This window comes from Dactylosporangium sp. CA-233914 (assembly GCF_050942935.1).
Classification (GTDB): domain Bacteria; phylum Actinomycetota; class Actinomycetes; order Mycobacteriales; family Micromonosporaceae; genus Dactylosporangium.
In genome coordinates, this window is sequence record NZ_CP192030.1 from 5,203,319 (window position 1) to 5,218,631 (window position 15,313).

General features: G+C 74.0%; 2 protein-coding genes. Both read left to right on the forward strand.

The window, feature by feature from the left end; genetic code table 11:
• Nucleotides 1–123: 123 nt before the first annotated feature.
• Nucleotides 124–7,041 carry a hypothetical protein gene (locus tag ACQPY0_RS22990; RefSeq protein WP_432992181.1) on the forward strand — a complete coding sequence of 2,306 codons (6,918 nt, stop codon included), beginning with the start codon at nucleotides 124–126 and terminating at the stop codon, nucleotides 7,039–7,041.
• Between the two features lie 234 nt (nucleotides 7,042–7,275).
• Nucleotides 7,276–15,252: a hypothetical protein gene (locus tag ACQPY0_RS22995; protein ID WP_432992184.1), complete on the forward strand. Its 7,977-nt coding sequence runs from the start codon at nucleotides 7,276–7,278 to the stop codon at nucleotides 15,250–15,252.
• Nucleotides 15,253–15,313 lie beyond the last annotated feature (61 nt).

Below are 15,313 nucleotides of genomic sequence, written 5' to 3' on the forward strand. Positions count from 1 at the left end.
CACGTTTCCGCAGGTGGATGCCTGTTTCGTGGGACAGGGAGGCCGAAAGGGGGACTCGTCGGGTTCCGCTGACCGGCCGTACCGTCGGGCGTTGAAGTAGGCTTTTCAGCTGCGGAGGTTGGCGTGCCGGGTGCTCATACCCCCTCCATCTGTCCGGACAAGGAATCCGAGCCGCACCCGTCGGGTTCGCTGCTGTTGCCGCCGGTGGTGCCCCTTGAGCAGGCCGCGCTGGCGCGGCGATATGCCCTGAGCGCTCCGCAGACCAACGAGGTCCGCATCATCATCGCCCTGGCGCGGCAGCTGCAGGGGCTGTCGCTGCGGCGATACCTCAGGCCGTTTCCACTGTCCATTCTCGACACCGTGTACATCGACGCCACCATCGCCGAACCACCACCGGCGGCGGGAGCCGTGACGCGGGCCGCCAACACGCTCACCCGGCCGATCGAGGTACGTCTGGAGACCGCCCACGAATTCGCGGACGGGGAGTTCGAGTTCAGGGACGGGCTCGGCGCGGTGCCGCAGGCGATGGCGGACCGGGTGCGGGTCTGGCCGGCCGATGCCCTGGACGAAGGCGTGAACACGGCCGAGGAGGCGGCCGGCCGGATCGCGGCGCGGTTCGAGGTGGTGGCGGGGCCCGAGGCGGGGACGTACGACCTCGGCCACGGCTGGCTCGTGCAGGACTACGACTGGGGCCTGTGGGTCCGGCCGGCCGGTGTCGCGTCCGGCGTCGTGACGCAGGTGGTGGCCGAGGTCGAGCGGCGAATCGCCGCCGAGGCGACCCCCGAAGCCCTGCCGTACCCCCGTCCGCTGGTGCTCCTCGGAGTGCCGGGTGGCGGCACGGTCCCGGACGCCGTGCTGAACCGGCTCGACGGAATGCGCCGCCGCCTGCCGATCCGCACCGTCGCCCGGCTGCGGGTCGAGTGGCTCGGCGAACGGCCCGCTTCGCGGGTCACCGAACTCCCCGACACCGCCGAACCGGCCGCGGTGACACGGCAGCCCGAGCCCGTCGTGCCGGTCGAGGCCGCTCCCGCTGAGCTGACCGGGCCCGACGACCCGGCCGGCGCCGGCGAACGGCTCCGGCTCCTGGCCGGGCCCGCGGGCCTCGAGTACCGCTCGCTGCGGGGGATGCTCGCCGATCTCGGCGTTGCCCTCGACAACATCACGTCCGGCAATGTCAAGGATCTCGTCGCGCAGTGGGCCGCGCTCCTCCTCGGCGGCGACGCCAGTTCCTACCCGGACGAGTCGCTCGCGTTGCTGCTCGACCTCATCGAACAGCGGATCGACGCGGCCGGATTCGACCGGGCCGGCATCGAGGCCGTGGTCCGCGCGACCGGCGTCAGCGCGGCCGTCGTGTCCGCGTTGAGCCTGCGGATCGGGCGGGTCCCGGTCGAGCTCGCGACCGCCGACCGGGACGGGCGAGTGACCCTGCTCGCCGCGCGGCTCGGGCTGGACCCGGCCGTACTGCTCGCCGAGCGCGCTCTGCTCGACCTGCTGGAAGCGCCGGTCTCGGCGCCGTACTCGGTCGCGGGGCCGGCCGATGCCGCCCGCGTGACCGCGCTCAGGCTGCTGGGGGACCCGGCGTGGACGGCCGCGCATCCGCCGGAGCAGGCGCTCGGGGCCCAGCTGAGGGATACGGTACGGCGGGCGCGTGATCTGGACCTCGCCACCGACGAACTGGGACCGTTCGCCGGCTGGCTCGCCGTGCAGGGGCGGGACCTCGACAGCCTCGCCGGCGAGCCGCCCGAGGCGCGGTCGCAGCTGCGCCTGCAGTGGCTGGCCGCCGAATTCCGGGTCCGGCCCGACGACATCGACGCCGACGCGGCGCAGCGGCCGTGGCTGGCACACGGGGCGGCGCTGCACCTGGCCCGCCGGCTGCGGATCGCCCCGCAGGTCGTGCGCCGGGCCGCCCTCGCCGCCGAGGACCAGCCGACGGGCCTCGATGACGTCGCCGAGCGGCACGGCATCACCGCCGGCGTGCTGTGGAACCTGGCGATCGACCTCGGCCTCGACCCGTGGGCGCTGGAGCCGATCCTCGCCGGCCGTACGCGGCGCGCCGTCGCCGACATCCGCGCCGACCTCGACCGCTTGACGGCGCGGCTGCGCGTCTCCGACCGCATCGCTCTGGCGTTCCTGCGCGATACCGGCCGGACCGCCGCCGACCTCGACCGCGCGACGCCGGACGACCTCGACGCGTGGGCGGCGATGATCCTCGGCATCGACACCGCGAAGGCCCGCGGCTACCGCCAACGGCTCGGCCGGCGGTACCTCGACCCGGTGCTGTGGGCCGCCGACGGGCTCACGAACACGCCGGGCGATCTGCTCCGGGAGGCCCACGCGAGCGGCGTCAGCCCGTACTGGCTGGCCGCCGCCAGCGCCCGCACCGGCAAGCCGCTCACCAACCTGGCCCGCGTCGCCCGGCGGCTCGAGGTCAACGCGCCGCAGCTCCTCGCGGTCGCCGCGGCCCTGCGCGTCGACCCGGACAGGCTGCGCGGCTGGGACGGGCTGCACCACCGACTGAACGATCCGCAGCCGGCCGGCAACCGGTACGGCGCGGCGCGGGCCCTGGCCGAGGAACTGCGCCAGTCCGGGAGGCTGCGCCCAGGGCACGAGGTACACGGCAACGGTCTGCGCCGGCTCCTGGACGAACTGCCGGCCGTCACCGACGACGAGCGCGACGTGATCAGCCGTGCGGTGCGCGAGGCGCGCGAGGACGACGAGCCGATGGATGCCGGCCGCATCGCGCGGTCGATGCTCATCCAGCAGTGGGCCGGGCAGTGGGCGCCGCTGCTGGGGCAGCCGGTGGAGGACGTCGCCGCCGACCTGAACCACCACTTCGCCTGGCTGTCGCCGGAGGCCGTCGAGGCGGTCGCCGCCGCGATCGGCGCCGAGACCGACCTCGTCGAATCGTGGCGGTTCGCGGTCCGCATCGGGCGCCTGCCCGACGACATCCAGCAGATCGCCGAACGGTGGGGCATCCGGCCCAGCGCGCTGTTCCGGATCGCGGTCACCTTCGACGCCGACCCGCGCCACCTGAGCCCGATCCTTGGGGTGTACCGGCCGGACGACCAGCGAACCTTGGCGGAGCGCATCGCCGAGTGGACGGCGTGGTTCGACCGGTGGACGCACGTGCGGGCGGATCGCGGGCTGCTGATGGCCGCCCTGCACGACACCGGCATGACCGTCGAGTGGGCGGGCACCCCCGAGGAGCTGCGCGACATCGTCGACAGCTGGATCGCGACGACCCTCGGTCAGAACGTCGAGGCATTCCGCGAGCTCGAGCGGGCCGGCTCGCTCGACCTGCGCGCCGGCTGGGAACTCATGGCGGCGGTGACTACGCCGCCGCCGGGCACACCGCTCACCACGCTCTCCGAGCGGCTCGGCGTGTCGGCGGTGTGGCTGCGCGGCGCGATGCTCCGCTTCGGCAGCAGTACATCCGACCTCGACGGGTGGAACGCGCCACCGCAGCCGGCCGCGCAGCTCGCGCTCGCGGCCGACCTGGGGCATTGGCCGGAGCTGACCGTTGCGGAAGCCGACCGGCTGGCCGTCCGCGGGCCGGCCGGGTGGTGGGCGGCCGTCCAGGAGATGACGGCCGCCGTGCGCCATCGACCGGCCGCCGAGGCGCCGGGGGCCACGCAGGATCACCAGAGCACTCAGCGGGACAGCCGGTCGAGCGCCGGCTCGGACACCTCGTCCGAACCGCCCGGCGATCGGCCGCTGGTCGCGATCGACCTGGCGCTGCTTCTGGCGTACCCGCTGCTCCCGCTGCCACCGGGCCGGACCCGCAGCGTCTGGTTCGAAGATTTCCGCCGGTTGGTGAGCCATCAGCAGAACGGCAACGATCGCGCGACGGACCTGGGAGCGCTGAGCCCGCAGGTCCGAACCGCCTTCGCTGCATGGAGGCTGGCGTCCAGTTCAACCCACGACCAGCTTCGCGTGCGGCTGATGGCCCGACTCGCCGAGTGGCTCGGCGAGCCTTGGCCGGTCCCAGGCCTGTCCGGCGCGCAGACGGCGCTGGTGGTCCACGCGGCCGGCGTGGAGCGCCGGGCGACGCCCAGCGGCGTGAAGGCGTACCTGCAGTTCGTCATCGACCTCTTCGACGACGCGCGTATCGAGCACTGGGTGGGGCGCCCGCCTGCCCCCGAGCCGGCCCGGCTGTCGCGCGCACTCGGCTTCGACCGCGCCGTCGGGGTGCTCGACACCGACGGCGATCTGCGCATCAGAAACTTCATCTACAAAATTGATGACGCTCCTGCCGACGCCAGGTCGTTCGGGCCGTACCTGCAGGACACACACGGCATCTTCATCGATTCCCTGCTCGCGGCGTACCCCGACGGCGGCTTTCTGCGGCTCGGCGCCCCCGACAGCGACCCCGCGCGTGCCTTCGACGGCGTCGTGGCGCACCTCGCGACGACCCCGGACACCCGCGGCATCGTGCTCTATCGCACGAGCACGGCAACCGCGACCGAGACGGGGGTGCTCAACGCGCTGCGCGGCCCGGCCGGCGAGGTCCTGTTGCTCGACCCGCTCACCCTGTTGCCGGCGGTCCTGCCCGCTGAAGGCGACGTCGAGGTGTTGTTCCTGCCGACGCACGGTCCCCGCCCCACCGGCGACGTCACCCCCGTCGATCCACGCACCGACCGCTCCTGGCCGGACCCGCTGCGGGATTGGTCGGACGCCCTCGGAATCCCCCGGCTCGAGGTCGGGCAGGCGTTCGTCGACGCGGGCCTGACGGCGACCTGGGCCGGTGACCTGGCGGCCGCCCGAGCGGTCGTTGACGCCTGGCAAGCCCAGGTCCTCGGCGCGACCGGCGTCCCGCCCTCGGAATCGGCGCGGATCCAGCTGCTGACGGCCCGGCTCGTCCGGCTCGCGGGCTGGTCGGACGAGGACGTCGCCATGATGACCCGCCTGCTGGGCGTCTCCCGGCCGTGGTTCCACACCGCGGTCCTGCTCACCGGGGTCAGCCCGGCCGAGTTTCTGGACCTCGCCGACCGGCCGGCGGGGAATCCACCGCAGAACGGCATCGCCGGGCCGCCTCGACGGAGGACCGCGGACGGCGAGCGGCCCGCCGCGTGGCAGAAGGCGGCGGTCGTCGCCCTCTTCGCGCGACTCGGCAGCCACCCGAGCGAAGGCTCGGGCCTGACCGATTCCGACGCGCGCCGGCTGGCCGAGCGCGGCCCGAACGGCTGGCACGAGGCCGTCGAGGCGCTGGCCGAGGGATTCCCCCCGCCGCGGCGGCGGGCTGCCTGGGCCGGCGTGCTGCGCCTGCTGCCGTACATCGGCGACGCCACCGCCGAGCAGCTCGAGGCGCTGCGCGCGACGCTGGCCCAGGACGGCATCGACGTCGGCGCTCTGCCGGAGCCGGTGCGGGCGGCGTACGCCGCGGCCGTGCTCGGCGACGCCCAGGCGCTCGCCTTCCTGCTGCCGCAGGTCGCCGAGGCCGTCGCCAGGCTGGATGCGGATCCGGTCAGGGTCGTGCACGCGCGCTCCGGCACCGCGACGCCGATCGAGCGGCGGCTGTACCTCATCCGCAGCGGCCTGCGCCTGCCCCGCCCACAGGGTGCCGACACCGCCGCGGACCCGCTGGAGCGGGTGATGGCGCTCGACGAGTGGCGCCGCGGACCGGACCCCGATCATCCCCTTCCGCGGCTCGGCCGGCCGCAGATCGCGGACCTGCTCCGGCAGTATCCGGACAGCGGCGGATTCGTCCGGTTCCTCGACGGGACCGGCCGGCGGGCGCCTGGCCTCGGCGGCCTCGTGCGGCAACTCGCGGGCACCGGCGGCGCGGGCATCGTGCTGCACCGCAGCCTCGGCGCCGCCGGCCGGCCCGACGAGCGGGTGCTGTACGCGTTCGACGAGCAGGGCACGGTCGTGCTGGTCGACCCCGTCAGCCTGCAGTTGGCCGAGTTGCCCGACGGTGCGAGCGCCGACGTGCTGTTCCTGCCCACCGGCGGGCCCGCAACGCCTGCGGGCCGGACCGAATCGGTCGACGCCGACGCCGACTGGGCCGGCACCCTGGCCGAGCTGTTCCTGCCGCCCCTGCTCCTGCCGGACGGGGTGAGCGAGCTGGACGGCGGCGCGCTGCTCGTCGGCGATCCGGCCGCGAACAGTCCACTGTGGAGGACCGCGGAGCCGCTCACCGGCTCCCTGAGCCGGCGGCTCGTGCTCGTCGAGCAGTCCGGCGACGACGCGGCCGTGGTGAAGCTGAAGGTCCTGCTGGAGCGGCTGCGGCTGCTCGGCCAGGTGCCGGTCGTCCTCGCGTCCCGGTTGACGCCGGCGCTCACAGTCGTGAGCCATCAGTTCAAGGTGCCGATCGTCCACCAGGCGCCGCCACCCAGCGGGCAGTCCGGCCTGCGGATCGGCAACGTGTGGGCGGTGACCAGCCCGGGCTCCAGACGGCCCGAACATCACGAGGAGACGCTGACCGGGCAGGTCCTGCAGGGTGCGGAGGCGCTGGCGGTCTCGGCGCCGCCGTCCCCGCCGATGCTCGCCGCGTGGCTGGATGCCTGGGCGCGCGGCGACCGGAAAGGGTCGCGGACCATGCTCGCGGAGCATTCCGCGCAGCTGACGTCCGATGCGGTCCTGAACTGGCTCGCCGAGATGGCCCAGCGGGCTCCGCACGGTGTCGAGGACGCGCGGGTGCACGACGCGGTCGTCCGGCTGGACCGGATCAAGCAGGCCGACCTCGCGTACCAGTTCCTCGCCGCCCCCGATGCGATGGCCCGGGTCGAGGTGACGCTGTCGGTCACGCCGGAGCAGTTGCCGGGCGTGGCGGACGTGCTGAGGCGCCTCGGTCTGGCTGTCGGCGAGGGACTGGTCGACGACGCCAACGCCGCGGTCCTGGAGTCCCTGGACGAGATCCTCACCAAGACCGAGGAGCGTCCGAGGACCGAATGGTTCCCGTTGAACCGCATCAGGCACCTCGACGGGAACGACAAGATACGGTGGGCCGACCGGCTCTACGAACTGAGCCAGATGGAGCAGTTCAACGCCGGCCAGCGGGCGGCGTTCGACGAACTGGGGGAGCTCACCCTGAACTGCTGACATCGGGCGAGCCGAACACGACCCCCGCCCCGACGGGCCACGCCGCCGCGCCGGGTGCTGCCGCTGACGCGGCGCGCCCGGCGCGGCTTCGTGTTGCCCCGGCGTTGACCCCGCTCGCCTACCGCGATGGTTAACGAAACACGAACGAAACGTGAACCGTCCGTGTCTAGATGACTGCCGCGACGTGAAGTAGTGACTAGCTGCCTCCCCGGTGCTCGGTCGTACGGTCAGCCCGTGACAGTGGAACCGCTGGCGCTGAACCCCTGCCCGGCGATCTGGCCGGTGCCGACGGAGCGCAGCACCGTGATCCGGCGCCGCGCACGGACCGGCGACATCGACGACCGGGTGCTGCGATACGCGAGGCAGCGCCCGGCCGGCAGCACGATCTGGCTCGTGCTGGAGGAGAACCTGCTGACCGATCCGATGCTGGAGCGGGTTCTGGTGCCGTACGTCGCCGGCCTGGCACCGGCCGTGCGCCGTCGAGTCGCGATCGACACCGGTGTGCTCGACCCGCCGCCGACGGCCGCCATCGCCCTCGCCGCCGCCGAGCGGCTCGCGGTGCCGGTCCAGCTGCGAGCGCCGGCCGCGACCGGCGCCGACGAGAACCGGATCGAGTACCGCGACTCCGCCGGCCGCCCCGCCACGCGTCAGAACGCGGAGGTTGCCTGGCTGCTGCCGCCCACCCCGGTTCGCGACCCGCACCTGACGCTCTCCGCCGCTCAGGCCCACGACCGGCACACCGCCGCGCTGCGCGCCCGCGACGAGGCCGACACGGTCCTCGAGGTCGCGCAGCGGACCGTGGCCGACCGCGAGACCGCCTCCGACGACTCCAGGACGAGCCTCACCGAACGTACCGAGGAGCTACGGCGGCGGGCGAGGGAGCTCCAGGCGGTCCAGCGGCTCGCCGCGAAGGCCGCCGGCCTGCGACGGCAGCACCAGGAGGCCGAGGACGCCGTGCGCGCGGCCACAGCCCTCGAACGTGCCGCCCAAGAGACGCTCGACCAGGCCTGGCAACTGGCCGAGCAGCCCGACGAACCCGCCGTCGAGCTGGCCCGGCGGCGCCTGTTCGAGGTCACCGGCGAGGTCACCCGGTACCAGGATCGCGCCGATGGTCTCGCCCGGGACCTCGCCGCCGCCGAGCTGGAGCTTGACGGATTCGCCGGACCGGCCGGGCCCAGCGCCGGCCACCGCACCGCCGACGACCTGGTCGCCGAGTACACCCGGCGGCGCGACGCGGCCGGCTCGGCGCTGCTGGAGGCCCACAACGCGGTCAACAACGCGGCGCGGCGCCGCGACGCGGCCCAGGCGAACCGGAGCACCCTGCGGGAAGCCGCCGACCGGTTGGCCGGCGAGGTCACCGCCTGGCGGCGGCGCATCGGCCGGCAGGCCGACCTCACCGATTTCGGCGACGGCTCCCTCGCCATGCTCGACGCCGGCACCGTCGACGAGCTCACCAACGGTCACGTCGCACGGCTCATCGAGACCGCCGAGCAGGCCCTCGCCGACTACTTCGGCAGCCGGAGAAGGGGGGTACCGCCGAAAATCCTGGACGAGCTGCGGAAGCGGATCACGCTGGAGTTCGTGAAGGTCGAACTGCCGGGCCTGCGCACCGCCACCGGCAGGGCGCTGCTGCTCGGCGACCACGACCACGCCGTCCAGCTGCGGTTCAACGCCGGATTGCGGCGCCTTCCCGACGGTGCTCATGCCGAGCTGCCGGTGCGCCCCGGCGACATGCAGAGCGACCTGCGCTACCTCCAGCAGATCATCGGGCTCGCCCAGCAGCTCGCCACGACCTACCGCGAGCTGCCGCTGTCGTACGTCCATGCCTGGGGGATGGGCATGCTGACGTTCCTGCGGGTCATCCTGCTGGCCGTGACCCTGCGCTGGACGTTCAACCAGTACCATCGCCGGCAGGTCACCGAGCAGAGCACGACCCAGCTGCAGGTTCACCGGCTCCGCGAGCAGCAGTACGCCCACCGCTACGTGGTGACGTGGACGGTGACCGCCGCCGAGGCCGTCCTCGGCGCGCCCGCCGCGACCGCGCCGGCCACCCGGACCGATCCCGAGCCGCTGACGGTCTGGTTTCCGCACCACATCGCCCGCCCGCCGGGACAGGTCACCAGCGCGGCCCGGCCGACGCCGCTGCCCCAGCAGCTGGTTGCCGCCGAAGGGTTCCACGATCCGGAGTTCCTGCACGCCCGGCTGGCCGGCCACTACCCGCGGCTCAAGGAGCTCAACGTCGCGTCGCTGCGGGCGCTGCTGCGCTTCGTCGGCGGCCGCAACCTGCGGGCCGGGTTCGCGAAGGCGCGGGCCGGCGGGCTGCTGTCGGAGCCGCTGTACGACCGGAAGGGCAAACCGGTCGGGTTCCTGCGGCTGGAGCTGCCGACGGTCGAGGAGTACCGCACCGTCACCCTCCAGCGGCAGGGGTGGATGGAGATGTGGCGGCGGCACTACGTGCGCGAGGGCGGCTCCGCCACCATCCGCAACGCCACCGAAGTCAGCGGCACCATCGGGATCACCGGCACCCGGCACCCCTACGAGGAGACCATCGGCCGGGTACCCGGCTCGGCCGGCGGCCTGCACGTCGGCGGCGGCATCGGCGGGTTCACCGCCGACACCCTGATGGCCGACGGCGGCGCCGGGCTCGGCAGCGGCCTTTCGGCCACGGCGAGCCAGGCCCGGCCGATCCGCGTCGCCGACGCCAACCTGGTCTGGCTGATCACCCTGGTCGGCGCGCCCGCCGGCGCCCAGCCGCTGCGGATCGACAGCGCCGAGACGGGCGAGCCCGGCGTCCGGGTCCGGCACGCGCCGCTCACGGCCGCATCACCGGTCCCCGGGCTGTTCCCGCCGGCCGGGGTCGAGCACGGTGGCGGCTCCGGACTCGCCAATGCCGCCGAATTCACGCTCCACCCGCCGCAGCACCGTGGTCCCGGCGAGCCCGTCGCCGAACCCGTCGACGACGAGATCGGGAACTGGCTGAAGCAGCAGGGGTTCATCGCGGCGGGACCGTCCGCGACCGACGAGCAGCTCGCCAACCACCGGCGCTACCTCGAAGTCACCACCGCCGACCATCGCGAGACGGCCTGGGACGAGCTCGACGGCCACGGGATCTGGGAGCCGTTCACGCGCACCACGCTGACCGGCGTCCAGCGGGTCGTCGTGCGCTGGCGCGTCCGGCGGGTCGGCACGACGCAGAGCACCGGCGTCGTCGAGGACCTCACCGTCTGGCGGTTGTGGGACCGGCAGGTCGCGATGGACCTGGCCCACCAGACCGGCGACAGCGCCCACGGCCTCGTCCAGGGCGACGTCATGATCGGCGTGACGGACGACATCCCCCTCTCCGCGGCGGCCGGCCCGTTGCAGTACACCGCCTCTGCCGACCGGACCCTGCACCTCGGCGGGGCGTACGAGCAAGAGTCCGTGGTGGCCTCCCCGACCGGCGGCTCCCAGCACCGGACCGTCGTGCGGTTCGAGCTCGTCGCCGAGATCCGCCGGCAGGGCACCGCCGGCCCGGTCCTCACCGCCGCGAACCCGCAACGGGGCAGCGTGACGCTGCTGGTCCCGGACTTCCGGATGCTGACCTCCCGGGCCGCCAATCCCGCCGAGCCGCCGATCACGGTCGTGGCGAAGCCCACGAAGGCGAAGCTGGCCGAGATCGAGGCGGGGCTGCGGCCGGCGACCGAGCCGCCGCCGAAACTTCCCGGCATGGCCTTCGTCGGCGGGTCGGTGGACGTGAACCGGCTGCTCACGCGTTTGCTGGAGGCCGTGTTCGCAACGGGGACCGGCCCGGCGGACCAGGCCGGCCTGTCGGCGCAGGCCATGCGGGTCTTCGCGTCCCCGGCGCGGCTGCCCGGCGCGATCGAGCAGGCGATGCGGGGGGTGTACGCCTCGGACCAGCTGTTCGAGCCCGGGATGCTGTCGCAGTGGGAGGGCTGGGTGCAGCTGCGGGCGTTCCCCGGCATCTTCCAGTACCGGCCGAACCACACCGGCGTCGAGACCAACGCCATGTATATCGAGGACACCACCGTCGCCAGCGGCGGCTCGGCCGCGGAAACAGGGCAGGAACGCGCGCTTCGCGCCGGCGGCAGCATCGGCCCGGTCGTCCCGATCAGTGACCACTGGAACATCGCGCCTCAGGCCAGCGGCGGCCGGAGCGCGCCGAAGCGGCGGGAGCGGTCGCACGGGAGCGAGAGCAGCGAGGACCGCACCTGGACGTTCACCGGCGACACGTACACGCTGCACGCCGCGCTCACCTACGTCGCCATCGTCCGCGGCGCGCCGCGTAACGTCCTGGCCACCCCCGCGTCGCTGCTGTCCGACATGTCGACGCTCGCGATCGGGTACGTCACCGTCCCCGACGCGCTCACCGTCCATGCCAGCCTCGGCACGCTGGTCAAGATGCTCGCCGCGATGCACCGGCTCGCCCCGCACGCCAGCGTCGACACGCTCGTCGGCGGCCTCCCGCAGCACGTCCAGGACCGGATTCACGCCTTGTACCGCCAGACGCTGGCCGACCGGACCCTGCGGGCGGCGGGCCGGTTCGCGACCGGGCCCGACGTGCGGTTCCTGCCCCGGTGGGTCACCGCCCGGCACGGCCTCGGCGACGCGACCATCACCGACGTGCGGCCCCGCGGCGGACACCGCGAGCTGCTCGACGCCGGCCTGAAGGCGGTCAACGACGCGGTACCGGGGGCGATGGATCCCGGCTCGGTGAGCTACCTGCCGGGCGTCCACCAGAACCTGGCCAACCTCGTGTCGACCGCGGTGGTGTCCCCGGCGGTGGCGCAGTGGTTCAAATCCGGCACGACCGGAAACCCCGCCGGGGAGATTCCGCTCGCCTCCTTCGTGTTCGTCACGACAACCGCGCTCGGACTCGTCCAGGCCGAGGTGCTCCTCGTCGCCGACGCCACCCCGGACCCGCGACTGCGCACCCTGTCCGGCCGGGTCACCGCCGACGTCGACATGGAGAACCACGGCCTCATCGCCGAGGGCCGCTCCGACGGCTTCACCGCCGGCACCCGATGGAACGGCGGCGTCGTCGTCAGCGGCGTTCCGCGGGGCGTGTCGACCCTCGAGGAAGCCGGCCTGCCCGGCATCACCTTCGAGCGGCGCGGCGGCCGCGGCCGGGGTCAGCAGAACAAGCACGAGTCGTCGCAGCGGTACATGCAACGCACGGCCGACGGCACCGCCGGGTTCGGCGACGTGCCGCTGCGCCTCGCCGTGCGGGTCGAGCTCTCGCAGCCGGACAAGAGCCTCGTCACCGGCATCGGACCGGTCATGCTGCGCGGCATCTCGGCCGCCTGGTCGGCAGTTCAGTCGTTCGTCCGGCCGTCCGGGCGAACGGCCGCCCCGGCGGATGGCTGGACGGAGATGTCGGTCGACTTCGACCTGCTGCAGCACGACGCCACCACCGCCCCGCACGTCAACGGCCAGACGCCCGACTGGCTGCGCGCCGCGAGCCGGTTCACGAGCGACCCGCTGGCCGGCTCCGCGCCGCACCCCGCCCTGGGGTCGTTCACGGCGGCCGGGATCCAGGCGTGGCCGCGGTTGTACACCGAACCGCCGGCCGTGCACCGCACGATGGTGTCCGGCGCGGCTGGACCGATCACGATCGCCGCCCTCGAAGTCCTCAAGAAGGCGGACAACACCCGGCTCGCCAAAGGGGCCGTCAAGGAGTACCTCTCCGGCCTCGGCTCCGCCACCCTTCACGAACGGATCTCGACCGCGACCGGCGACCGGCGGACGTTCCCGGTGGACAGCCGCGACCCCGTGCACGTCTACGAGGAGGTCCTCACGATCCGGCCGCTGCGGGCCACCGGCTGGCAACCCGTCACCGACCGGCTCGACGACGGCACCCCCACCGGCACCCCCGTCCCCCTCGGCGAGGCCACCAAGGTGAACCTGGAGCGGTTCACCAAACACACGGAGTCGACCGAGCTCACCGCCACCACGAGCCGCCGGTGGAGCCTCGCCCTGCAGCTCGGCTGGCGGGTCAAGGACACGCCCGGCGTCGTGGACCCGAAGCACGGGGCGACCCTCGGCAACCGCGCCACCGGCGTGTTCTCCCCGGGGCGCCTCGCCGCCCAGTCCGGCGCCGAACACACCACCGCCGCCGCCGGGGTCAGCCATGCCCGCCGCGCGCCCCGGCTGGTCCCCGACCCGCTCGGCGACACTTCCGGCATCGGCCCCGACCCCCAGGCCCCGTCCGCTCACCGGATCATGTACCGCCACGTGTTGTTCGAGGTCACCGGCGTCACCCGGCGCCGGCGCAAGGACTCCGACACCTGGCACGAGCACGGCGCGCCCCGCCGGCGGTGGGTCGCGGCGACCGACATCATCCGCGCCCACCACACGGTCCTCGACCCGCCCGCGGCACCGCCGACGGACGAATCCATGGACATGCTGGGCCTGTCCGACGTGTTCGGCGTGGTCGGCACGTTCGCCGCCGACGGCAGCGTCGTCACCGCGCTCGACGGCACCGTGTTCACCCCGGCCTCCCTGCGGGGGCGGCACACGGCCGACGCCGTGTCACCGGACACCGACCTCATCCTCGTTCCGCTCGACGCGCCCGGCAGCGTCGACGGGGCCCGGCTGTTCGCCGAGGCCTACGCCCGCACCGGCACGGGGCAGGTCGTCGTGCCCGACCGCCCGGTCCGCCGCACCGCCGTCAACGCCTTCGCCGAGGACGCGCACGGCGACCAGAGCGACTGGTGGTCCATCGCCCCCGACGGCGCGATCCGGCCGCTCGGCCCGGAACTGCGTGCCGCGCTGCGCGAACGGCGGGTGATCGGGGTCGCGACCACCGTCGAACGGGGCGCCGACGGGGTCTGGCGGGTCGACGCGGACGAGTTGGTCATCCATGCTGTCCCCGGGGGCCGGCCCGGCCGGGCCATCCTGCCGGCCGCCAAACTGGCCGACGGCATCGCACACCTGCCGGACGGCACCGATGCCGTGCTCGTCGTCCACCACGAGGGCCTGTTCGCCCACGTCGGCGTCCGGGACGCCGCCGGGAACGAGCGCACCGTCCTCATCGACCCGAAAGCGCTGGCCTCGATCGCCGACACGATCGTGCCCCGCGACGAGCCGATCCTGCTGGTGTCCACCGGGGATCCGGACACTTCCCGGCGCTTCACGGCGGCGCTGAACACGATCCGCGGCGGCGTGCTGCTGGCCCTCGACCACGTCACCCCGCGGCTGCCGCGCTTCGCGACGCTCGACGGCCGCCTCATCGTGATCGGCGCCGGCGAAGTCCCGGCCGGTCCGGTGCGGGATGTGCTGCACCTGGCCGCCGAAGGGCTGCCCGACGTACCCGTGCTGGTGCTCGCACACCACACGGCGCTGCCAGAACTGCTCGCAACCGTCGAGCGGCAGCGCTGGGGCGGCAAGGCACCCGTCGTATTCCTGCCGGCCGGCGCCGACCTCGCTGCCGAGCGGGAGTTGGCGCGGCACGGGGTGGCGGTGGTGTACCCGCGGTCGGACGGGCTCAACGACCGATGGCACGTCGAGGGGCCGGGTGGCGAGACCGGCAGCCACACCAGGCCGGAACTGGACCGTGCCCTCGAACAAGCCGGCACCCTGTCGCAGGCGATGCCGGCACCGGACCGGCCGCCGGCGGCGCTCGCCGCGTGGCTGCGGTCCGACGACTGGTCCGAGGCCTGGGACGTGTACAAGCAGTTCCCGGCCGCCCTGCTCAAGGACGACGCGTCCAACCGGCTGGCCACCATCGCCGCCCGGCACCCGTACGACGATCGCCTGCGGACCTTCCGGGCGATCCTGGACCTGGCCCGGGCCGGCCACGCCGAGCTCGCGTTCGAATACCTCCGCGAGCAGGACCCGGATGCCCGGCGGCGGCTGTTGCTGGGCGCCCCCCGGGACCCCGGCCTGCCGGCACTGCTGGCCGCGCTGGTCCGGGCCGCGCGGCGGGCGGACGGACGGGGCATCGACCCGGAGGACGTGGTGCTGCTGGTCGCGACGGAGACGACGCTCGCGCTGGGTCGGCTGGATCATCTCGGACCGGCCGAACGAAAGGCGCTGCGTTGCCTGCATCCGAAACGCCGCCAGGCGTGGCTGCGCGAGCGGCGCGCGATCGGCGCCGCCATCACCGAGCTGGCCGGGGCCGATGCCGACCGCCTCACCGCTGTCCTCCAGGAATTGACGGACCTCGTCGTCAACTGCAAAGACGTCACCGCCGCGGCTGCGGTTCCCGCCTGACCCGGACGATCCCTGCCCGGGTGACGGCGGCGGCGGGAACGGGGACTGGTGGCCGACCCGG